The organism is Rhizobium sp. NZLR10 (assembly GCF_019685125.1).
Lineage (GTDB): Bacteria > Pseudomonadota > Alphaproteobacteria > Rhizobiales > Rhizobiaceae > Rhizobium.
Map to the genome: position 1 here is coordinate 155,901 of NZ_JABDWE010000015.1, position 23,307 is coordinate 179,207.

Sequence of the window (23,307 nt, forward strand, 5' to 3'; positions counted from 1 at the left end):
CATCTCATTCGGCGTTCTCCCGACACTCGAATGTCAAAGGCGAGTTGCCATAAGGGGGCATCTTGCTCTGGTTGATCGAAGCCGATCCCATCATCATTCTTCCGTCCTTCTTTCATTCATCGAAAACGGCCGCATCGACCTTGTTGGTGCGACCGGAATCGATGAGTTCCTGCCTGCCGGCACCTTAGTGCCGGCATTTTTGTGCCTACCGCCCAGATCAGCTCGCTGAGGGTGGCCGGTGCTTTTTGACTTGAATTATTTCGATACTGTCCAAATTTTCGACATGGCTTTCGCGGAGAGGTATCGATGGTCCCAATACCCGTCGGGCCGCGTCCTTTGCCAGAGCTCAGCCCGTTGCATAGCTTGGCCCAAGTGTCGTTCACCCCGGCTTCATCGATCTTTGAAGAATGGGGCTCCGTTCATGTAGCAGTCATGATAAGCAGTGCAAAAGGCTGCGCAAAACAGCCATAACTTCGTTTGGATCCAGAACCGAACCCATGTCTATTTCCAATCTTTCTCCGAGCCTTCCGCGCGAACCCGAGATTAAGCAGATCGATCATAACGATTCGATCCGCTCGACCTATCTTGCCATCGAGGACATCAAGGCGATGGGCGATGCGGTCGCCCGCAACGGCGTCGACCAGCTGCCGGCTTTCGCCCCATTCGATTTCTTCGCGCGCCATAAGGAAAACGAGAAGGAAATTCTGCGCGTCTACCGGACCACGGCGACCGACGTCGAAGCAGGCGAGACGATCACGCCGGCGGCAGAATGGTTGCTGGACAATCATTATATCGTCGAAGAGGCGATCCAGGAGGTGCGGCGCGACTTCCCCCGCCGCTTCTATCGCGAATTGCCGACCATGGTCGTCGGCGGTGTCGAGGTGCCGCGCACCCTCGTGCTTGCCTGGCTCTACGTCGCCCATACCCATAGCACGATCTCGCAGGAAAGCCTGACGGCGCTGGTCGACGGTTTTCAGGCCAGCGAGACGCTGAGGATCGGCGAACTCTGGGCATTGCCTTCGCTCGTGCGCTACGTGCTCGTGGAAAACCTTCGCCGCATTTCCAGCCGCGTCGAAGCCAGCCGCCGCCTGCGCCGCCGCGCCAACGAGGCGGCCGACGAATTGGTGCGGCTGACCGATCCGGCCGGGGCGGCGGCCTACCTGAAGACGCTGGAACCGCTTGCCGAGGACAATACTTTCTCGACACAGTTCCTCTATCGCCTTCGTGACGGCTCGCAGACGTCGAGTCTCGCCATCACCTGGCTCGACGAGCGGCTGGAAGAACTCGGCCGCAACAGCGAAGAGACGACGACGGCCGAACACAGCCGCCTTTCTTCCGGCAACGTGACGATGGGCAACATCATCCGCAGCCTTCGCGAGATCGACGATGCCGAATGGTCGGTCTGGGTCGAGCAGGTAAGCCATGTCGACAAACTGCTCTGGGAGCATTCCGATTACGGCATCCTCGATTCCGGCTCGCGCAACAAATATCGCAAACAGATCGAAAAGCTGGCCAAACGCTCGCCGCTGACGGAAATGGAAATCGCCCAGCTGGCGCTCGACATGACGGCTGCTGCCAAGGCCTCCGACGAGCCGCAGCCGCATGAACCGAATGTCGGCGGTTTCCTGTCCGGCGCGCAGCGGCCGAAGCTGGAGGCGCGGGCGAATTATCGCCCGACGATCATCCAGCATTTCGTGCGCGCCGTGCGTCGGTTCAACTGGCTGGCAATTGCCGTGCCCGTCATGCTGCTGATGATCATCGCCATGGCGATCGTCGGCCGGTTCATGGCGAATGCCGGCATGGGGGCGATCGAAATCGCCCTGCTGCTGATCATGTTCTCAGTGCCGGCGTCGGAAGGGGCGACGGGTCTCTTCAACACCGTGCTGTCCTTCTTCGTGACGCCGGCGCGCCTCGTCGGATACGAGTTCAAGGAAGGCATTCCGGAGGATGCGCGCACATTGCTCGTCGTGCCCTGCCTGATCTCGAACCGTGACAGCGTCGACGACCACGTGCGCAATCTTGAGGTTCATTATCTTGCCAATCCGCGCGGTGAGCTCTATTTCGCGCTGCTCAGCGATTGGCCGGACAGCGAGGCCGAGGAAACGCCCGCCGATCTCGAGGTTCTCGACTATGCCCGGCGCGAGATCGCCAATCTTTCCGCCCGCTATGCCTATGACGGCAAGACGCGTTTCTATCTGTTGCATCGCCGCCGTCTCTACAATCCCTCCGAAGGCGTCTGGATGGGTTGGGAGCGCAAACGTGGCAAGCTGCACGAGCTGAACATGCTGCTGCGCGGCGACCGCGACACGACCTATCTGCCCGGCGCCAACACCGTGCCGGCCAAGGTGCAATATGTGATGACGCTCGATGCCGATACGCGCCTGATGCGCGATGCCGTCACCAAGCTCGTCGGCAAGCTCTATCATCCGATCAACCGGCCGGTCATCAATCCGAAAACCGGCCGTGTCGAAAGCGGCTATGGCGTGCTGCAGCCGCGCGTCACCCCGTCGCTGACGACGGGCAAGGACGCATCGGTCTTCCAGCGCGTCTTTTCGATCAACCGCGGCCTCGATCCTTACGTCTTCACCGTTTCCGACGTCTATCAGGATCTGGCCGGCGAGGGCACCTTCACCGGCAAGGGCCTTTATCATGTCGATGCCTTCGAGGCGTCGCTGAAGGGTCGGATCGATGAGAACTCCGTGCTCAGCCACGATCTTCTCGAAGGCTCGATGGCGCGTTGCGCCCTCGTCACCGATCTCGAACTGGTTGAGGATTTCCCGATCCGCTACGAGGTCGAGACCTCGCGTCAGCATCGCTGGGCGCGTGGCGACTGGCAGCTGCTGCCCTATATGTTCAATCCGAAATACGGTGTCACGGCACTCGGCCGCTGGAAGATGTTCGACAATCTGCGCCGCTCGCTGACGCCGATCGCCTGGTTCTTCGCCTCCGTGCTCGGCTGGTATTTCATGAGCCCGCTCGGCGCACTGATCTGGCAGATTCTGCTGATCTTCTGCCTCTTCGTCGCGCCGACGCTGTCGCTGATCAACGGCATCATTCCGCGCACCAGCGATATCATCGCCCGCGCCCACCTCTATACGGTCTGGTCCGATATCACGGCCGCCAATGCGCAGGTTGCACTGCGTATCGTCTTCATCGCCGATTCGGCCGCCATGATGGCCGATGCGATCGGCCGCTCGCTCTACCGCCTCTTGGTCAGCCGCAAGCTGATGCTGCAGTGGCGGACCGCCGCCAGCGTTCACGCCAGCGGCCAGGGAACGCTGATCTCCTATTACAAAGGGATGTGGCACGCACCGGCGCTGGCGCTGCTGGCGCTTGGGTTTGCAGCCCTCCCCGGCGGCAGCGCCTTCGTCGTCGGCATTCCCTTCGCGCTGTTGTGGATCCTGTCGCCTGTCGTCGCCTGGTATGTCAGCCAGTCGGCAGAGACCGAGGACCGGCTCGAGGTCGCCGATTCGGTGTCGAGCGAACTGCGCAAGATCGCCCGACGCACCTGGCGTTATTTCGAGACCTTCACCACGGCCGAGCAGAACTATCTGCCGCCGGACAATATCCAGGAAACGCCGCATGTGATTGTTGCGGCGCGCACCTCGCCGACCAATATCGGCGTCTATTTGCTCTCGGTCGTTTCCGGCCGGCAATTCGGCTGGTTCTCCTTCGAGGAGACGCTCGAGCGGCTGGAGCAGACGATTTCGACGATCGACAGAATGGAGAAATTCCGCGGCCATCTGTTCAACTGGTATCACACCGATACGCTGCAGACGCTTGGGCCGCGTTATGTCTCGGCCGTCGACAGCGGCAATCTCGCCGGCCATCTGATCGCCATTTCGTCGGCCTGCCGCAACTGGGCCGAGGCGCCGTCCGCTCATATGCAGGGCAACCTCGACGGCGTCGGCGACACAGCCGGCATTCTCGGTGAAGTGCTGGCCGACCTGCCCGACGACCGCAAGACCGTGCGGCCGCTGCGCCGGCGCCTGGAGGAACGCATCGTCGGCTTCCAGAATGCGCTTGCCGCCGTCAAGCGCGAGCATGAATTCGCCTCGATCCGCATCATCAATCTCGCCGTTCTCGCCCGCGACATCGAGAAGCTCGCCGCCAATCTCGACCATGAGGTCAAGTCGAAGCAGAGCGAAGAGGTCACCCAATGGGCGGCCTCCCTGGTGAAGGTCTGTGAGGCGCATATTTCCGACAGCACCTTCGACCTTTCCAAAGTCGATGCGCTGAGGCCGCGCCTGGTGGCACTGCGCGACAAAGCCCGAGATCTGGCGTTCTCGATGGATTTCGGCTTCCTGTTCCGGCCCGAGCGGCGCCTGCTGTCGATCGGCTACCGCGTCGAAAGCGGTGAACTCGACCAGGCCTGCTACGATCTTCTCGCCTCGGAATGTCGCCTGACTAGCCTGTTCGGCATTGCCAAGGGCGATCTGCCAACGGAGCACTGGTATCGCCTCGGCCGCCAGGTCGTTCCTGTGGGGTCGCGCGGCGCGCTGGTCTCCTGGTCCGGCTCGATGTTCGAGTATCTGATGCCGCCGCTGGTCATGCAGGAGCGCGGCGGAGGGATTCTCAACCAGACCAACAATCTGGTCGTCGTCGAACAGATGAATTACGCCCGCAAGCTCGGAATTCCGTGGGGCATCTCGGAAGCGGCCTTCAATGCCCGCGACCATAATCTCAATTATCAGTACACGAATTTCGGCGTGCCGACGCTCGGCCTGAAGCGCGGCCTCGGCCACAATGCCGTCATTGCGCCTTATGCATCGCTGCTCGCCAGCCAGTACGACCCGCCGGCCGCGCTCGAAAATCTGCAGAGGCTGCGCAAGGTCGGTGCGCTCGGCAAGTTCGGCTTCCACGATGCCGTCGACTTCACGCCGACGCGCGTGCCGGAAGGCAAAAAATGCGCTGTGGTCTATAATTATTATGCCCACCATCACGGCATGTCGATCGCCGCCGTCGCCAACGTCGCCTTCAATGGTCATCTGCGCGAGCTCTTCCACGCCGATCCGGTCATCGAGGCAGCGGAGCTTTTGCTGCAGGAAAAGGCGCCGCGCGACATTCCGGTGATGAGCGGCAAGCATGAATCCGACACGCCGGCCAGCATCCAGGACGACCTGCTGCGGCCGGAGATCAGGAAGATCAGCGATCCGGCTTCGCGTGATCGCGAACTCGTGTTCTTGTCGAACGGCCATTATTCGCTGATGCTGACGGCTACGGGCGCCGGTTATTCCCGCTGGAACGGCCTCTCCGTTTCCCGCTGGAAAGCCGATCCGACCGAAGACCGCTGGGGCAGCTTCATCTTCCTGCGCGATACGGCCACGAATGAATGGTGGTCGACGACCTCGGAGCCGAAGGGCGTCGAAGGCGAAAAGATCAAGGTCGAATTCGCCGACGAGAAGGCGCAGTTCACCAAGACGGTCGGCGACCTCACAAGCGAGGTAGAGTGCATTATTGCGACCGAGCATGATGCCGAGGCCCGCCGCGTCACCCTGCTCAACATGGGTGGGGAAGACCGTTTCATCGAAGTCACCTCCTATCTCGAACCGGTGATCACCTCCGACGATACCGACAATGCGCATCCGGCATTTGCCCGGATGTTCGTCAAGACCGAGATCGGCAAGCGCGGCGACGTCATCCGCGCCGAACGCAACAAGCGCGATCCGAACGAACCGAACATCAGCATCGCCCACTTGATCGTCGACAATGCCGGCGACACCCGCCACACGGAATTCGAGACCGACCGGCGCAAATTCATCGGCCGTGGCCGCAGCCTTGCCGATGCGGCAGCCTTCGATCCGGGCGCTACGCTTTCCGGCAGCGACGGCTTCATGCTCGATGCGGTGATGTCGCTGCGTCGCACCGTCCGCGTGCCGGCCGGCAAGAAAGTCAGCGTGATCTTCTGGACGATCGCTGCGCCAAACCGCGACGAAGTCGACAAGGCGGTCAATCGCTACCGTCATCCCGACGCTTTCAACCACGAGTTGGTGCAAGCCTGGACGCGCACGCAGGTGCAGATGCGCCATGTCGGCGTTACCTCGCAGCAGGCAGCGGCCTTCCAGCATCTCGGACGCTACCTCGTCTATCCCGACATGCAGCTGCGCAAGGACGAGGCGACCGTCGAGGCCGGCCTGCAGTCGCAATCGGCGCTTTGGCCGCTGGCGATCTCCGGCGACTTCCCGATCTTCACGCTGCGCATCAACGACGATATGGATCTCGAGATCGCCCGCGAGGCGCTGCTGGCGCAGGAATATCTGCGTTCGCGCGGCGTCACCGCCGATCTCGTCATCATGAACGAACGCGCCTCTTCCTACGCGCAGGATATGCAGCACGCGCTCGACGCAATGTGCGAAAACGTGCGCCGCATGGGCCAGGCCGACGGCTTGCGCCAGCATATCTTTGCTGTTCGCAAGGACCTGATGGAGGAGAGCACCTATCACGCGCTGATTGCGGCTTCCCGCGTCACGCTGCATACGAAGAACGGCAAGGTGGTCGACCAGATCGGCCGCGCCGTGGCGCTGTTTGCGCCCTCCAAGGAGGAGCTGCAGGAGATGGAACGGGCCGAGCGCAACAAGGCCCCGGTCAAGCGTGTTGCGCCGGTGCCGCCGCCTGTCGTGCCCGCCGTCGTCATCGAGGAGGAAGGCGATCTCGACTTCTGGAACGGTATTGGCGGTTTTGCCCGCGATGGACGCGAATATGTCGTTCGGCTGCCCGGAGGTCACGCGACGCCGCAGCCGTGGATCAATGTCATCTCCAATGACAGGTTCGGCTTCCACGTGTCGGCTGAGGGCTCCGGCTTCACCTGGAGCGCCAATTCGCGCGACTATCAGCTGACCTCCTGGTCGAACGATGCGGTGGTCAACCGTTCCGGCGAGGCGTTCTATTTGACCGATCTCGAGAGCGGTGCCGTCATGACGCCGTTCGCAGCGCTTTCCGGCCGGCCGGACATCCGCTTCGAAACCCGTCACGGGCTCGGCTATTCGGTCTTTTCCAGCATTCAGAACGATATCGCTCTCGAGCTGACGCAGACGATCGACCGCGAAAGGCCGGTTAAACTGCAGCGCCTGCGCTTGCGCAACACCGGTTCGACCAGCCGCAAGCTGCGTCTCTACGGTTATGTCGAATGGATCCTCGGCAGCAATGCGGCACGCACGGCACCGTTCATCCTGTCTAGATATGACGAGGAGACTGGGGCGCTGTTTGCCACCAATCCCTACAGCATCGATTATTCCAGCCGCACCGCCTTCTTCGCGGCGAGCGAGGCCCTTTCGAGCTTCTCGGCAAGCCGGCGCGAATTTGTCGGCAAGGCGGGAACGATCCACGCGCCGCAGGCCGTTACCTCCGCCGCCGCCCTTTCCAGCACGGCCGACCTCGACGGTGATCCGGCCGCAGCGCTTGCCATCGACATCGAGCTCGGCGCCGGTGAGGAGCGCGACTTCACCTTCTTCCTCGGCGATACGCCGACGGAGGAAGAAGCGCGCAGAGTCATCGCCGAGATCCGCAAGGCCTCGTTCGACGATGCCGTCGAGGCGAACCGAACCTTCTGGCGGGATTTTACCGGCAGGCTGCAGATATCGACGCCAGATCGTGGAATGAATAATCTCGTCAACACCTGGTTGCCCTATCAGAGCCTCGGCTGCCGCATCATGGCCCGCACGGCCTTCTACCAGGCAAGCGGCGCCTTCGGCTTCCGCGATCAGCTGCAGGACACGCTGGCCTTCGTGCTGCACGAACCCTCCCTCGCCCGCGGGCAGATCCTCAATGCCGCGTCACGCCAATTCCGCGAAGGCGACGTGCAGCATTGGTGGCTGCCCGGAACGGGTGCGGGCGTGCGCACGTTGATCTCGGACGACGTCGTCTGGCTCGCTTACGCGATCCATCATTATTGCAGCGTCACCGGCGATAGGAGCGTGCTCGACGAGCAGATCGCCTTCCTGGAAGGGCCGGCTCTGCTCGAAGGCCAGCACGACTCCTTCTACAGGCCGGAGATTTCCGAGGACAAGGCGAGCGTCTACGAGCACGCGGCGCTGGCGCTCGATCTCGCCATCGCCCGCAAGGGGGCAAACGGCCTGCCGCTGTTCCTTGGCGGCGACTGGAACGACGGGATGAACCGCGTCGGCGTCGGCGGGCGCGGCACCAGCGTCTGGCTCGGCTGGTTCTTGGCGGGCGCATTGCGCTCCTTTATTCCCTATGCCGAAGAGCGCGGCGACACGGCCCGCATAGAGCGCTGGTCGGCGCATCTGATCGAGCTGAAGAAGGCGCTCGAAACTGCGGCCTGGGATGGCGGCTACTATCGCCGCGGCACATTCGACGACGGTGCGCTGCTCGGCTCCAGGGAAAGCCCGGAATGCCGGATCGATTCGATTGCGCAGTCATGGAGCGTGCTGTCGCGCGAGGGTGATCCGGCCCGCGCCGTCACAGCGATGGACGCTGTGCTCGACCAGCTGGTCGACGAGGATGCCCGGATCATCCGGCTGTTCACGCCGCCTTTTGTCAATTCCGCCAGGGATCCCGGCTATATCAAAGCCTATCCGCCGGGGGTGCGCGAAAACGGCGGACAATATACCCACGCCGCAACCTGGGTGGTGATGGCGTTGGCGGAGCTGAAGCGGGGCGATGATGCCTTCCGTTGCTTCCAGATTCTCAACCCGATCACCCACGCGCTCGACAAGGCTTCGGCGGAGCAATACCGGGTCGAACCCTATGTCGTGGCTGCCGACGTCTACGGCCATGAGCCCTATACGTCGCGCGGCGGCTGGACCTGGTATACCGGCTCCGCCGGCTGGCTCTACCGCGCCGCCGTCGAAGGCATCCTCGGCATCCGGCTGAAGGGCGGCCGGCTCTATGTGCGGCCGTCGCTCCCGTCGGAATGGGACGGTTTTGCGGCAGAGGTGGAGCAGGGCGGCGGCAAATACCGCATTTCGGTCTCAAAAGCGTCCAATGACAGCGGCTACACTCTGACGATCAACGGCTGCGAAGTCACCGATCCCGAAGAGGGATATCCGCTCGGATAACAGCGTTCTCCACGCTGAAAAACACGGCGATTCGCGGCGGCCAAAAGGGAACCCTTTTGGCCGCCGTCGCGTTTGCAAATCGGATGACAAGGAGACACCCATGGCTAGCACGCCGACCCAAGCCATCGTCACTGGGCGCAGTTCCCTATCCGCCGCCGCGCCAATACGTGATACAAGGCTCGACGTCTTGCGCGGCGTGGCGCTGATCATGATCTTCATCAACCATGTTCCTGGACAGATCTTCGAATATCTGACGACGAAGAATTTCGGTTTTTCCGATGCTGCAGAAGCCTTCGTGCTGATCTCGGGCATTGCCGTCGGCCTTGCCTACGGTTCCGGGTTCCGGCCGGGCAACCGGCTGACGATGGCGATCAAGGCGGTGAAGCGCGCCTTCACGCTCTATCTCGCCCACATGATCACCACCTTCATGACGCTGGCGCTGTTTATCTGCGGCGCGTGGCTGTTTCACCGGCCGGGCTTGCTGGTCGAAATCAACATCCTGGCGGTGCTGATGAACCTGAAGGAAGGCATTCCGGCGTTGCTGCTGCTCGGCCACCAGATCGGCTATAACAATATCCTGCCGATGTACGGCGCGTTGATGTTGATGGTGCCGATCATCCTGCTTTTGAATGCCCGGAGCCCGTTGCTGGCGCTCGGCGTTTCCGGCACGGTCTGGCTGCTTGCGGGCATCTACCAAGTGGCGCCGCACAACATGCTGATCGAAAGCTACTGGTTCCTCAATCCGCTTTCATGGCAGTTCCTGTTTTCGATCGGCATCGTTTCGATGCTGCATATCAAGCGCGGCGGCACCATCCCCCGGCATCGGCTGCTGCTTGCGGCCGCTGCCGGTTACGTCGCGCTGTCCTTTGTCTGGGTGACCGGCCAGCTCTGGGTCTTCGGCAATTCGCTGGCCGCACTTGGCCTGCCGACGGTCATCACCGGTTTCGACAAGACCTTCCTGTCGCTGCCGCGTCTGTTGCACGTGCTGGCACTGACCTATCTGGTCATCAGCATTCCGGCGCTCTCGCGCATTCTGCGCCGTCCTGCAGACCATCCGCTGGCGATCCTCGGCCGCCATTCGCTGAACATTTTCGTCGCCGGCACGATCCTCGCCATGATTGGCCAGGTAGTGCTCTATATTACCAATAAGGATCCGCTGGTCGGTCCGCTCTTGGTGATCGTTGGTATCGCGACGCAATTCGCCTATGCCTATTATCTCGAACGCAAGCGCCAGCAGGGCAAGGTCAAGGCGAAACTGGTCACGGAGCTCGCCAGCGTCCCGGTGCCCGTTCGCATTGGCGGAACGGCCAACGTCTATCGCCGCAACGATCGGAAATAGGCTTTGGGTATGCCTGTGAGATGAAGGGAGCCGGCGGCCGATGGCCGCCGGCTTAGTTTTTGTGAACAAGGATGTTCACCAGCTTGCCCAGAGGATCGCGCACATAGAAGCGCCTGACGCCCCAGGGCTCATCGGCCGGGCCGTATTCGATGGGAAAGCCAGCCGCCGACATTGCCTTAAACACGGCGTCGAGGTCGTCGACCTCGATCGAGAGATCCGGTACCGGCGTTCCGGAGCCACCTTCGCTGGCCACGCTGAGTTGAACGGTCATCGAGCGCGGGGCGCCGAACGTCGCGATCCATCCGTGATCCATGATGACGTCAAGACCGAGGATATCCTGATAGAACCGCCGGGCCATGGTGATGTCAGGTGCCTGGACATTGGCAACGATGCGCAGGACCTTCATGGTTTTTCCCTTCGGTAGTCGGTATCAAACCGGAAATTAGGAAGATCGGTAGGGTGGTCAATCGGTTTGGCTTGGAATCGAGACGTTGCTGCGTGTGAGCCCCTTCTGCCCTGCCGGGCATCTCCCCCACAGATGGGGAGATCGGCCAGTGGTTGGCCCTGAATTCCTCTCTACTGCCGTGCGGGACATCAGTTGGTCATTGTTTGGGGAAACCATCGCGCCCAGCCGATCTCCCTCCTTGTGGGGGAGATGCCCGCCAGGGCAGAGGGATATCCACACGGCACAGTGCCAATGCATATCGTCCACAGCGGTATTCGGATAAAGCAAAGTCTGAAAGCGTGTCGTAGGAATGCCGTTCGATGCAGCCTCTTAACCCAGCCCAACAAAAAAGGCCGAAGGGGGTTACCCCTCCGGCCTTTGTTTGAAACCCAAGCCGATCAGGCGGCTTCGGTGGTATGGGCCTTGCGGACCTCTTCGTCCGTCAGGATACCGCTGGCGCGCAGCAGGGCGGCGAAGCGGCCGTTGCTGTGGCTGAGTTCGTCGAAGCTACCCTGTTCGACCACGCGGCCGTCGTCGAGGAAGAGCACCATATCGGCTTCGCGGACCGTCGACAGGCGGTGGGCGATGATGAAGGTGGTGCGGTTCTGGCGCAGGTTGTCGATTGCGGCCTTGACGCGGTTTTCAGTCTCGACGTCGAGCGCCGAGGTCGCCTCGTCGAGCACCAGGATCGGCGCGTCCTTGAGGATAGCGCGGGCGATGGCGATGCGCTGACGCTCGCCGCCAGAGAGCTTGTTGCCGCGTTCGCCGACATGCGTATCGTAGCGATCCTCACGGGTCTCGATAAAGTCGGCGGCAGCGGCGGCTTCGGCCGCACGGCGCATGTCCTCTTCGCTGGCGCCTTCACGGCCGAGGCGGATATTGTCGCTGATCGAACGGTTCAGCAGGCCCGCATCCTGGAAGACGGTGGCGATGTGACGACGCAGCGACTTGCGGGTCACCTTGGTGATATCGGTGCCGTCGACAAGGATCTGGCCGCCCTGGGCGTCGTAAACACGCTGCAGCAGGTTGACCAGCGTCGTCTTGCCGGCACCGGTCGGGCCGACGATCGCGACCGTCTGGCCTGCCTTCACCGAGAAGGAGACATTGTGCAGGCCCTGCGAGCTGTTGCCGAAGCCGAAGGAGACGTCGCGGAATTCGATCGCACCCTTGACGTCCTTGATCTCGCCATTGCCGGCCGGTTCTTCGCGTTCACGCACCGAGTCTTCGAGCGCATAGAATTCCTCGAGCTTGGAACGGGCTTCGAAAATCTGCGTGGCGAACTGGCGCATCAGGTCGAGGCGGCCGATCAGCAGGTTGGCAAAGCCGATGAAGGCGATGACGTCGCCGACGCGCAGCTGGCCGGCCTGAACAAGCATGGTGCCGATGATCAGGACCACCATCATTGCAATGGTCGACGCCATGCGGTTCAACGCGCTGGCGATCGCCCACCAGTCGAGCACCGGATACTGGGCTTCGAGCAGGCGGTCGGCAAAGGATTTCAGCGCCTTGGTTTCAGCCTCGATGCGGTTGTAGCTGTGCAGGACAGACACGTTGCTGATCGAGTCGCTGACATGCGAAAAGACGGTGTGATAATGGTTTTCGACCGAAGCCTGGCCGTCTTTGGTGCGGCTCATGACGACGCGACCGATCATCCAGTAGGCGACGGCGAGCACCATGAGCACGGCGGAAAGGCGCAGGTCCATCGCCATTGCCGTCGGTATCAGAAGGGCAAGCGCGATAACCGTCGACAGGTGGTTGCGCATGAATTCCAGCCAGAGACCGAACAGCGTCTCGCAGGCGCGCAGCAATGTATGCAGCGCGTTTGAGGTGCCGCGCTGATGGTGCCAGCCAAGCGGCATGGAGATGATCCGGCCGAAGGCTTCCGTCAACAGCGTCGCGCGCCGGCCATGGGCCAGCCTGTCGGCCTCGCGGGCGACCAGGACGAAGGCAACCGTGTTGAAAACGGCGAAGGTCGCCCACATGAAAAGGATGGGCTTGACCTCACCCTTGCCCGAAATCGCATCGATAATGCGACCGAACAGGATCGGCTCCGCGATGGTAATTGTCGCCAGAACGATGTTTGCGACCACGACCAGGGATACGCGCAGCTTGTAGGCGCTGAGATAGCGCAGAGCTCTTGCATAGACCTTGAATAGCGTCACGTCGAACCTCTTATGCATCTGCGAAACTGGATGATGCGATGCTACAAAAGGTTACCTGAACCGGCGATTAACGGAGTATTCAGGGTCCATCGAGGCGACGAGTAACCCGATCGCATTATCGTGGGATTCGACGAGATGACTATGGCGCTGAATTTTCTGCTCGGTTATATCCCTGCAACAATTTGCGCTTGCATTTTAATAAATATTTAGCGCAGCATTAAATTAGAGACTGCATTTTTTGAAGAAGACCGTTTCGCGACCAATTTGAAAAGCCGCCGACGGCCTCGATGCGGGCATCCGTCCGGGCAAGGGGCATTTTGTGAATATTAATTTGTTAATTCAATTGCTTATCATTCTGGAAGAAACGTCAAATCCTCAGGCCGTGGTTACCGAGCTGGAGCAGGTCATCCAAGATTGCGGCTTCGAATATTACGGCCTACGGCGCCATTTGCCGCAGAATCCGGCGCAGCAGAATCTGGAACCTTGGGCTGCGGCGCTTGCCGGCCGCTGGCCGCAACAATGGCCGCAAATCTATACCGCGAAAAAATATGTGCTGATCGATCCGATGGTGCGCTACCTCGCTCATGCGCAGCGGCCTTTCCGCTGGCGGGAAAGCCTGGCAGCATTCCGCAAGGATGCGCAGAAGCGTCGGATGGAGCAGATGATGGTCGATGCTTTCGGTCACGGACTGGAAGACGGTTATATCTTTCCGATCCACGGACGGAACGGCATTCTCGGCAACCTCAGTCTCGCCGGCAAGCCGATCGAGTTGTCGCCGGTGGAGATCGCCCTTTTCGAGGCCGTGGCACGCAAAAGCTTCTGGCGATTGCTCGAGCTGAAGGATGAGGCGGAGGCGCTGGAAACCGTGCTACCGGCCGACACGCCGCTGACGCGACGCGAAATGGAGATCCTGCATTATCTCGCCGAAGGCATGACCTCGATGGAAATCAGCAAGATGCTGAAGATCTCAAACCACACCGTCGACTGGTATATGAACGGCTTGCAAAACAAGCTAAAGGCGAAAAACCGGCAGCAGGCGGTGGCGCTTGCCTTCCGTCACCGCCTGATAAGCTAGAGCATGATGCCGAAAGGATGAGCGGTTTTCATGCTATGCCTTTGATTTTGATGAGAAATATGATTTAGTCCGATCCGGCCTGACATCATCAGCATTCAGAATGGCGAGAAATTACATTTCGCAGTCGCAAGAGAAATTGAACTTCCTGTAACAAGAAGTTAAGAATTTCCTTCGCGGGTGCAGCATGCCCGCGTCTGAACGCCTGAGGAGACCGTTTTGCCCATTTCCAAGATACTCGTTGCCAATCGCTCCGAAATTGCCATTCGCGTGTTTCGCGCGGCCAACGAGCTTGGAATAAAAACCGTGGCGATCTGGGCGGAGGAAGACAAACTGGCGCTGCACCGTTTCAAAGCGGACGAAAGCTATCAGGTCGGCCGCGGCCCGCATCTTGCCAAGGACATGGGCCCGATCGAAAGTTATTTGTCGATCGAGGAAGTGATCCGCGTCGCCAAGCTCTCAGGCGCCGATGCCATTCATCCAGGTTATGGCCTGTTGTCGGAAAGTCCCGAATTCGTCGATGCCTGCAACAAGGCCGGCATCATCTTCATCGGCCCGAAGGCCGATACGATGCGCCAGCTCGGCAACAAGGTCGCGGCGCGCAACCTGGCGATCTCGGTCGGCGTGCCTGTGGTGCCGGCAACGGGGCCGTTGCCGGAGGATATGGCCGAAGTGGCGAAGATGGCCGAGGAGATCGGCTATCCCGTCATGCTGAAGGCCTCCTGGGGCGGCGGCGGTCGCGGCATGCGCGCCATCCGCGATCCGAAGGATCTGGCCCGTGAAGTGACCGAGGCCAAACGTGAGGCGATGGCCGCCTTCGGCAAGGACGAGGTCTATCTGGAAAAGCTCGTCGAACGCGCCCGCCACGTCGAAAGCCAGGTTCTCGGCGATACACACGGCAATGTCGTTCATTTGTTTGAACGTGACTGCTCGATCCAGCGCCGTAACCAGAAGGTCGTCGAGCGCGCGCCTGCGCCCTACCTCTCGGAAGCGCAACGCCAGGAGCTTGCCGCTTATTCGATGAAGATCGCCTCGGCGACCAATTATGTCGGCGCCGGCACCGTCGAATATCTGATGGATAGCGATACCGGCAAATTCTACTTCATCGAGGTCAATCCGCGTATCCAGGTCGAGCATACGGTGACCGAAGTCGTCACCGGCATCGACATCGTCAAGGCGCAGATCCACATTCTCGACGGCTTTGCGATCGGCACGCCGGAATCGGGCGTTCCCGCTCAAGCTGACATCCGCCTGAACGGTCATGCGCTGCAGTGCCGCATCACCACCGAGGATCCGGAGCACAATTTCATTCCGGATTACGGCCGCATCACCGCCTATCGCTCGGCGTCGGGTTTCGGCATCCGTCTCGACGGCGGCACCTCCTATTCGGGCGCTATCATCACCCGCTATTATGATCCGCTGCTCGTCAAGGTCACGGCCTGGGCGCCGAACCCGTCCGAAGCGATCAGCCGCATGGACCGGGCGCTGCGCGAGTTCCGTATTCGCGGCGTCGCTACCAACCTGACCTTCCTCGAAGCGATCATCGGCCATCCGAAGTTCCGCGACAACAGCTACACGACACGTTTCATCGACACGACGCCGGAACTCTTCCAGCAGGTCAAGCGCCAGGACCGCGCGACGAAGCTCTTGACCTATCTGGCCGACGTCACCGTCAACGGTCATCCCGAGGCCAAGGACAGGCCAAGGCCGCTTGATAACGCTGCCCAGCCGGTGGTTCCCTACGCCAATGGCAACACGGTCAAGGATGGAACGAAGCAACTGCTCGACACGCTCGGTCCGAAGAAATTCGGCGAATGGATGCGCAATGAAAAACGCGTGCTTCTGACCGACACGACGATGCGCGACGGCCACCAGTCATTGCTCGCCACCCGCATGCGCACCTATGACATCGCCCGCATCGCCGGCACCTATGCGCATGCACTGCCGAACCTTTTGTCGCTCGAATGCTGGGGTGGCGCCACCTTCGACGTCTCGATGCGCTTTCTGACGGAGGATCCGTGGGAACGCCTGGCGCTGATCCGCGAGGGCGCGCCGAACCTTCTGTTGCAGATGCTTTTGCGCGGCGCCAACGGCGTCGGCTACACCAACTATCCCGACAATGTCGTCAAATACTTCGTCCGCCAGGCAGCCAAGGGCGGCATCGATCTCTTCCGCGTCTTCGATTGCCTGAACTGGGTCGAGAACATGCGGGTGTCGATGGATGCCATTGCCGAGGAGAACAAGCTCTGCGAGGCGGCGATCTGCTATACCGGCGATATCCTGAACTCGGCCCGTCCGAAATACGATCTGAAATACTATACCGACCTTGCGGTCGAGCTTGAAAAGGCCGGCGCGCATATCATCGCGCTCAAGGATATGGCCGGCCTCCTCAAGCCTGCGGCTGCGAAGGTTCTGTTCAAGGCACTGCGTGAAGCGACCAGCCTGCCGATCCATTTCCATACGCATGATACATCAGGTATTGCGGCCGCGACCGTGCTTGCCGCCGTCGATGCCGGCGTCGATGCGGTCGATGCGGCGATGGATGCGCTATCCGGCAACACCTCGCAGCCCTGTCTCGGCTCGATCGTCGAGGCGCTGCGCGGTACGGAGCGCGATCCGGGCCTCGATCCGGAGTGGATCCGCCGCGTCTCCTTCTATTGGGAAGCGGCGCGTAACCAGTATGCCGCCTTCGAAAGCGACCTCAAAGGCCCGGCCTCGGAAGTCTATCTACATGAAATGCCGGGCGGCCAGTTCACCAACCTCAAGGAACAGGCCCGCTCACTCGGCCTCGAGACCCGCTGGCATCTGGTGGCGCAGGCCTATGCCGATGCCAACCAGATGTTCGGCGATATCGTCAAGGTGACGCCGTCCTCCAAGGTGGTCGGCGACATGGCGCTGATGATGGTCTCCCAGGACCTGACAGTTGCCGATGTCGTCAGCGCCGACAAGGAAGTCTCCTTCCCGGAATCGGTGGTGTCGATGCTGAAGGGTGATCTCGGTCAGCCGCCCTCAGGCTGGCCGAAAACGCTGCAGAAGAAGGCCCTGAAGGGCGACAAGCCCTATACCGTGCGGCCCGGCTCCTTGCTCAAGGAGGCCGACCTCGATGCTGAGCGCAAGGTCATCGAGACGAAGCTGGAACGTGAGGTCAGCGATTTCGAATTCGCCTCCTACCTGATGTACCCGAAAGTGTTCACCGACTTCGCGCTTGCCTCCGATACCTACGGCCCGGTTTCGGTGCTGCCGACGCCGGCCTATTTCTACGGGCTCGGAGATGGCGAGGAACTGTTTGCCGATATCGAACGCGGCAAGACGCTGGTCATCGTCAACCAGGCGATGAGCGCGACTGACAGCCAGGGCATGGTGACCATCTTCTTCGAACTCAACGGCCAGCCGCGCCGCATCAAGGTGCCGGACCGGGCCCATGGGGCAACAGGTGCAGCCGTCCGCCGCAAGGCGGAACCGGGCAATGCCGTCCATGTCGGTGCGCCGATGCCGGGCGTCATCAGCCGTGTCTTCGTCTCTCCAGGTCAGGCGGTCAGTGCCGGCGACGTGCTCGTCTCCATCGAGGCGATGAAGATGGAAACGGCGCTGCATGCGGAAAAGGACGGGACGATCTCGGAGGTGCTGGTGCGGGCCGGCGATCAGATCGACGCCAAGGACCTGCTCGTCGTCTATGGCGCTTGAGCAACGGGCGGGCGATCGTCGCCGAGAGGCTTCGTTCTGCTGTCCAACGACTGCGGCCAATCACCCGATTGTGTATGATCGGGCGGTGAAAAGCTGATTTTTCGACGAGTTGGCAGTCTCCTTGCCTTGCCCGGCGAGGAGACTTTCTCATAGACTTGCGCTCCCACCATCCGCCCCCAAGACCCATCAGGAAATCATCTCCATGAGCAAGTTGAAGATTGCCGTCATTGTCGGCAGCACGCGTATTGGCCGTTTCGCCGAACATCCGGCCAAGTGGATTGCCGAGCTGGTCGGCCAGCGCTCCGATCTGGAAGTCGAAGTTCTCGATCTTATCGACTATCCCATGCATTTCTTCGGCGAAGCGCGCGCCACCACAGCGGAAAGCGACTCCGCCGAGCGCTGGAAGAAGAAGCTGCGCGAATTCGACGGCTTCATCTTCACCGCCGCCGAGTACAATCATGCTCCGACGGCCGTTCTGAAAAACGCGATCGATCTCGGCGAATTCATCCAGAAGCCGGTCGGTTTTGTCGGTTACGGCGGCGTCGGCGGCGCACGTGCGGTCGAGCAACTGCGTTTGATCTTCGTGGAAATGGGCGCCGCTTCCGTCAAGACCGGTGTCCACATCGCATTCAGCGAATATCTTGCCGTTCTCAAGGAAGGCAAGAGCCTTGGCGATTACGCCCATCTCAACGAGGCTGCCAAGAACCTGCTCGATCAGATCACATGGTGGGGCAATGCGCTGAAGGCTGCGCGCGCCGTCGTCACGGCCTCCTGATTGGAGTTCCAGCAATGCCGGGATGGCCGCATCCCGGCATTGCTTCAAATGTCGTAGGTATGCGCCGCGTTGATCGTCGAGATGAAGCGCTTGGTGCGTTCGCGCTCCGGCGCAGTGAAGATCGCCCTGGCGCTACCCGTTTCCACCACGCTTCCGGCTTCCAGAAAGACGACGTCATTGGCGATCTTCGAGGCAAGCCTGAGATCATGAGTCGCCATCACCATGGTCGTGCCTTCGCGGGCAAGCTGACCCAGCACATCGACCACTTCTGCCGAGAGTTCCGGATCGAGCGCCGAGGTCGGTTCGTCACAGAGAAGCACGCGCGGCGACGGCGCCAAGGCGCGAGCGATCGCCACACGCTGCTGCTGACCGCCCGAGAGCGTCGAAGGCCATGCATCGGCCTTGTGGGTCATGCCGACCTTGGTCAGCAACTCCATCGCCCGCTCGCGCGCCCTTTCCCTCGGCCATTTCAGGACTGTCACCAGGCCCTCCATAACATTCTCAATCGCGGTCTGATGCGGGAAGAGCTGGAAGTTCTGGAAGACCATGCCGGTCTGGCGGCGGATCTTCTGGATCGCCTGCCAGCTCGTTCGTTTGCCCGGCGCAAAGGCCAGCGTTTCCTCTCCGAGGCGGATGGAACCGGCGGTCGGAATTTCGAGCAGGTTGATGCAGCGCAGCAGCGTGCTCTTGCCGCCGCCCGAAGGCCCGACCAGGGCGGTGACGCTGCCTTCGGGAATGCGGATGCTGATATCCTTGAGGATGACGGCGTCGCCGAAGCGCTTTTCGATGTTGGAAAGCTCGATCATGCATTTGCCTCCAGCATGCCGCCATAACGCGCGAAGCGGCGTTCCAGCCGCACCTGCAGCTGCGAGAGGACGGAGCTTAGGGCAAGATAGATCAGCGCCGCCTCGATATAGAGGATCAGCGGCTCATAGGTGGTGGCGACGATGCGCTGCGCCGCCTGGAAGAGCTCCGGCACGGTGATTGCGGCGGCAAGCGAGGTGTCCTTGACCAGCGAAATGAAGGTGTTCGACAGAGGCGGCACGGCGACGCGGGCGGCCTGCGGCAGGATGGTGCGGCTCATCGCCTGGCGCCAGCTCATGCCGATCGAATAGGCGGCTTCCCACTGGCCCTTCGGCACCGAGGAAATGACGGCGCGGATGATCTCGGAACTATAGGCGCCGATATTCAGCGTGAAGCCGATCAGGGCGGCTGGAAAGGCGTCAAGCAGGATGCCGAGGCTCGGCAAGCCGTAGAAGATGACGAAGAGCTGAACGAGCAGCGGCGTGCCGCGGATGACCCATACATAGAAACGAGCGACGGCGGAAAGCGGCGCCGGCCCGAAGAGTCGGGCGATTGCGGTGGCGAGCCCGAGGGCCAGGCCGAAGACGAAGGACAGCAGCGTCAGCGGAATGGTGAAGATCAGCCCCGCCCAGAGGAGCGAGGGCAGCGAATCCGCCATGAGTTGGAGCCAGTGCGGCAAGGGGCGTTCCCTCTCGTCAGTTGGGTGGTGATATCTCGAATACCCCTCCCCAACCCCTCCCCACAAGGGGGAGGGGCCATTCTTGAGTGGGACTTACTTCGAAACGTCCTGGCCGAAATACTTGTCGGCGATTTTCTTGTAAGTGCCGTCGGCCTTGATGTCGGCAAGCGCCTTGTTGATTTCGGCAAGAAGCTCCGGCTCGTTCTTGCGGATGATGATGCCGGAATAATCGGCATTTTCCTGCTCTGCGGCGATCTTCACCGGCGCGTCCGGCTTGTGCTTCTTGAAATCGAGGAAGGAGAGGCTGTCGTTAATCGTGGCGTCGGCGCGCTTGGTCAGCACGAGCTGGATCGATTGATCGAAACCGTCGGTGCCGACGAGTTCGGCACCGGCTTCGGTTGCGATCTTGCCGAAATTGCTGGTCAGCGATTGGGCGGATTTCTTGCCCTTCAGATCGGTGAAGGTCTTGATGCTGTCGTCGCCGTCGCGGATGATCAGCACGGCCTTGGAAGCGATATAGGGTTCGGAGAAATCATATTTCTGTTTGCGGGCTTCGGTGATGCCGACCTGGTTGATGACGGTGTCGTAGCGCTTGGCGTCGAGGCCGGCGATCAGGCCATCCCACTTGCCCTCGACGAACTCGGCCTTGACGCCGAGTTTGGCAGCGATCGCTTCGCCGATCTCGACGTCGAAGCCGACGAGCTTGCCGCTTTCGTCATGAAAGGTGAAGGGCGCGTAAGTGCCTTCGGTGCCGATCTTGAAGACGCCGGCCGATTTGATGGCGGCGAGGTTCTCGCCGGCATGGGCAGGCAGGAGGGCAGCAGCATGAATGAGGGCAGCGGCGGCGACGGTTTTCAACCAGTTCATTGTTTTATCCATCCTTGGGAGGTTGTCATCGGATGAGCGATAGTTCGCAGAAAATTAGGGCGTCGGAAGCGTAAAAAACTGCGAATAAAAGCAGCAACTGCAAATATTTTTCTCAAGCGGCCGGTTAAACCGTGAATCCTGTAAAAACCGGCTCCATCCGCCAACCGGGCTGTCCGGATTCCACTCTGGTCGTAGAGCTTTGTTTCAGACCGTCAGGAAACGTGTGTTTATGCATGTTGTGCGCATGATCATAAGTGTTTATGCACGTTTCTGGTTCCAATGATTTCGACCCGGTAAAAACATGCAGGATTTCCTATTGCGCGAGCGCCAAGGCGTGATTTCCGACAGGCTGCGGATCAACGGCCGCGTGCTGGCGACGGAACTTGCCCTCGAATTCGGCGTCTCCGAGGATACGGTGCGCCGCGATCTGCGGGAGATGGCCGCAGCAGGGCTCTGCGAGCGGGTCTATGGCGGCGCACTGCCGGTCTCGCCGGCGCACGGGAACCTGACGCAGCGGATGGGTTTTGCGGCTGACCGGAAACAGGCACTGGCGCGCGCTGCGGCACAGCAGATTGCCGCCGGTTCGACTGTATTTTTCGATGCCGGCAGCACCAATCTGGCGATTGCCAACGCATTGCCGGCCGAACTGGCGCTGACGGCTGCGACGAATGCGCCGGCGATTGCCTCCGCGCTGATCGATAAGCCTGCCGTCAACGTCATCCTGATCGGCGGAATGGTGGACCGGCAGACGGGCGGTTCGCTCGGCGCCAAAGCCTTGCGGGATATGGAACAGCTTGCGCCCGATCTCTGTATTCTTGGTGCCTGCGGCGTCGATCTTGAGGCCGGCATCACGGTGTTCGGTTTCGAAGATGCCGAGTTCAAGCGGTATGCGGCGTCGAGAAGCAGAAAAGTGCTGGTGGCGGCAACTTCGGAGAAGTTCGGCACGGCTGCCCCGCACAGCATCCTGCCGGTTGCTCATTGTGACTGCCTGGTCGTCGAGCACGATGCCGATCCGGCCATACTCGCCGGTTATCGCGAGCGCGGATGCAGAACTGTTATCGCCGAGAAAACGAACTAGGCGGTTGTCATAGAGTTTAGGGAAACCGGGCGCGTACAAGCCCGGCAATGAGGAAGACCGAGAAATGGATAGTCATGTGAATGCGTCGCCGGGAGCGCGGAGCGGCTTCGTTACCAAAAGCAGGGCGGCGGTTTCCCTGCTTTTTCTGATGAACGGCTTCGTCGTCGGCTGCTGGGCGCCGAAGATCCCGGATTTTGCCGAGCGCCTGGCGCTCTCCAAGTTCGAACTTGGGCTGATGATCTTGGTCTTCGGCGTCGGCTCGCTGGTGATGATGCCGATCGCCGGGGCGCAGATTGCCAAACACGGCTCGCGTGTCGTCGTTCAGGTCCTGGCTGTCTGCGTGCTGCCATTGCTGCTGGCATTGACGCTGGCGCCAAATGTCGTCACCGCGGCAATTTCGCTCTTCCTGTTCGGCGGCTTCATCGGTGCCATGGATGTGGCGATGAACGCCAATGCGGTGTCGGTGGAGAAATCCATGCGCCGCTCCATCATGTCGTCCTGCCACGCTTTCTGGAGCCTTGGCGGGCTGATCGGCTCAGGCCTCGGCGGCATCGCGATCTCCAAGCTCGGCATTCTCGGTCATGCCGAACTGGCGACGGTGCTGGCGGCGATCTTCCTGGCTATCTCCTGGCCTATGATCCTTGCTGATCCGCCGCATCCCGACACAAGGAAGGAAAAGACAAGACTGCCGATGGTGCCGCTGCCGTGGCTGCTCGGTTTGATGGCCTTGTTCAGCATGGTGCCGGAAGGCGCGGTACTGGACTGGGGTGCGCTCTATCTCCGGCAGGAAATGGATGCATCCGTGGCGCTTTCTGGCCTTGGTTTCGCAGCCTTTTCGGCGACGATGGCGATTATGCGCTTTGCCGGCGACCTGGTGCGCGACCGCCTGGGCGGCGTCAAGACGCTGCGGATCTGCACCTTGTTTGCCATCGTCGGCATGCTGTTTGCAGGCCTGGCACCCAACGCCGAGATCGCCATTCTGGGCTTTGCCTTTTGTGGCATCGGCATTTCCAACATGGTGCCGATCGCTTTCTCGGCGGCGGGCAACATTCCCGGCCTCAAGCCCGGCATCGGCATCTCTGTCGTGACCACCATGGGCTATTCCGGCATGCTGGTTGCGCCGTCCTTGATCGGCTTCGTCGCCGAGCATATCGGTTTCGCCATCGTTTTCATGGCGCTGCCGGTGCTGCTCCTTGTTGTTCTCCTGCTTTCCAACCTGGCCCATTATGCCGATGGAGTCTCCGGAGGCGGCCACTAGCAGGCTGCTGAAAAACCCACTGGCTTTTGGGCTGGACACATGATTCCATCTTGCAAGTGATTTCGAGGGAATTTGGATGCGCGGCGGGGATGATCGGACGGGGTCGCTGTTTTCGTATGTCGACCTT

At 61.0% G+C, this 23,307-nt stretch carries 12 protein-coding genes; 7 read left to right on the forward strand and 5 right to left on the reverse strand.

The window, feature by feature from the left end; translation table 11 throughout:
* The first annotated feature begins 497 nt into the window (after positions 1–497).
* Both HJB82_RS22110 and HJB82_RS22115 read left to right on the forward strand, forming a co-directional pair.
* The gene (locus tag HJB82_RS22110) at positions 498–9,017 is read left to right on the forward strand and encodes a GH36-type glycosyl hydrolase domain-containing protein (protein ID WP_221141411.1); all 8,520 of its coding nucleotides are present in this window, start codon (positions 498–500) and stop codon (positions 9,015–9,017) included.
* Between the two features lie 100 nt (positions 9,018–9,117).
* Complete coding sequence (locus HJB82_RS22115; RefSeq protein WP_207582244.1) at positions 9,118–10,356, forward strand: OpgC family protein; 1,239 nt, start codon at positions 9,118–9,120, stop codon at positions 10,354–10,356.
* Between the two features lie 52 nt (positions 10,357–10,408).
* Here the strand turns inward: HJB82_RS22115 and HJB82_RS22120 are convergent, their stop codons facing one another.
* Positions 10,409–10,762: a VOC family protein gene (locus HJB82_RS22120; protein ID WP_207582243.1), complete on the reverse strand. Its 354-nt coding sequence runs from the start codon at positions 10,760–10,762 to the stop codon at positions 10,409–10,411.
* 437 nt (positions 10,763–11,199) lie between these two features.
* Positions 11,200–12,963 carry a glucan ABC transporter ATP-binding protein/ permease gene (locus HJB82_RS22125; RefSeq protein WP_207582242.1) on the reverse strand — a complete coding sequence of 588 codons (1,764 nt, stop codon included), beginning with the start codon at positions 12,961–12,963 and terminating at the stop codon, positions 11,200–11,202.
* Positions 12,964–13,282: 319 nt separating this feature from the next.
* Between HJB82_RS22125 and HJB82_RS22130 the strand changes: the two genes are divergently transcribed.
* The 3 genes from HJB82_RS22130 to HJB82_RS22140 all read left to right on the forward strand — a co-directional run bounded on the left by HJB82_RS22130 (position 13,283) and on the right by HJB82_RS22140 (position 18,494).
* A complete protein-coding gene (locus tag HJB82_RS22130) occupies positions 13,283–14,038 on the forward strand; it encodes a LuxR family transcriptional regulator (protein ID WP_221141413.1) in 756 nt (251 codons plus the stop codon).
* 216 nt (positions 14,039–14,254) lie between these two features.
* Entirely contained in the window at positions 14,255–17,719 is a 3,465-nt protein-coding gene (pyc, locus tag HJB82_RS22135) for a pyruvate carboxylase (protein ID WP_221141414.1), read from the forward strand.
* 202 nt (positions 17,720–17,921) lie between these two features.
* On the forward strand, positions 17,922–18,494 hold the full coding sequence (locus HJB82_RS22140; RefSeq protein ID WP_207582239.1) for an NADPH-dependent FMN reductase: 573 nt from the start codon (positions 17,922–17,924) through the stop codon (positions 18,492–18,494).
* Between the two features lie 44 nt (positions 18,495–18,538).
* Here the strand turns inward: HJB82_RS22140 and HJB82_RS22145 are convergent, their stop codons facing one another.
* The 3 genes from HJB82_RS22145 to HJB82_RS22155 form a co-directional block, all read right to left on the reverse strand.
* The gene (locus HJB82_RS22145; protein WP_207582238.1) at positions 18,539–19,300 is read right to left on the reverse strand and encodes an amino acid ABC transporter ATP-binding protein; all 762 of its coding nucleotides are present in this window, start codon (positions 19,298–19,300) and stop codon (positions 18,539–18,541) included.
* Positions 19,297–19,977, reverse strand: coding sequence for an amino acid ABC transporter permease (locus tag HJB82_RS22150; RefSeq protein WP_221115421.1), 681 nt, complete (start codon positions 19,975–19,977; stop codon positions 19,297–19,299). The genes HJB82_RS22145 and HJB82_RS22150 overlap by 4 nt, the downstream gene beginning before the upstream one ends.
* A 93-nt stretch (positions 19,978–20,070) precedes the next feature.
* Positions 20,071–20,844 carry an amino acid ABC transporter substrate-binding protein gene (locus tag HJB82_RS22155; protein WP_207582237.1) on the reverse strand — a complete coding sequence of 258 codons (774 nt, stop codon included), beginning with the start codon at positions 20,842–20,844 and terminating at the stop codon, positions 20,071–20,073.
* Positions 20,845–21,145: 301 nt separating this feature from the next.
* Here HJB82_RS22155 and HJB82_RS22160 point away from each other — a divergent pair, with 301 nt between their 5' ends.
* Together HJB82_RS22160 and HJB82_RS22165 are read left to right on the forward strand one after the other, a co-directional pair.
* Complete coding sequence (locus HJB82_RS22160) at positions 21,146–21,922, forward strand: DeoR/GlpR family DNA-binding transcription regulator (RefSeq protein ID WP_221115422.1); 777 nt, start codon at positions 21,146–21,148, stop codon at positions 21,920–21,922.
* 64 nt (positions 21,923–21,986) lie between these two features.
* On the forward strand, positions 21,987–23,180 hold the full coding sequence (locus tag HJB82_RS22165) for an MFS transporter (protein WP_221141418.1): 1,194 nt from the start codon (positions 21,987–21,989) through the stop codon (positions 23,178–23,180).
* Positions 23,181–23,307: the final 127 nt, after the last annotated feature.

Coding starts and splice junctions, on each gene's coding strand:
- HJB82_RS22120 (WP_207582243.1), bottom strand. CDS start 10,762: ATGAAGGTCCTGCGCATCGTTGCCAATGTCCAGGCACCTGACATCACC.
- HJB82_RS22140 (WP_207582239.1), top strand. CDS start 17,922: ATGAGCAAGTTGAAGATTGCCGTCATTGTCGGCAGCACGCGTATTGGC.
- HJB82_RS22165 (WP_221141418.1), top strand. CDS start 21,987: ATGGATAGTCATGTGAATGCGTCGCCGGGAGCGCGGAGCGGCTTCGTT.
- HJB82_RS22110 (WP_221141411.1), top strand. CDS start 498: ATGTCTATTTCCAATCTTTCTCCGAGCCTTCCGCGCGAACCCGAGATT.
- HJB82_RS22115 (WP_207582244.1), top strand. CDS start 9,118: ATGGCTAGCACGCCGACCCAAGCCATCGTCACTGGGCGCAGTTCCCTA.
- HJB82_RS22160 (WP_221115422.1), top strand. CDS start 21,146: ATGCAGGATTTCCTATTGCGCGAGCGCCAAGGCGTGATTTCCGACAGG.
- HJB82_RS22155 (WP_207582237.1), bottom strand. CDS start 20,844: ATGAACTGGTTGAAAACCGTCGCCGCCGCTGCCCTCATTCATGCTGCT.
- HJB82_RS22145 (WP_207582238.1), bottom strand. CDS start 19,300: ATGATCGAGCTTTCCAACATCGAAAAGCGCTTCGGCGACGCCGTCATC.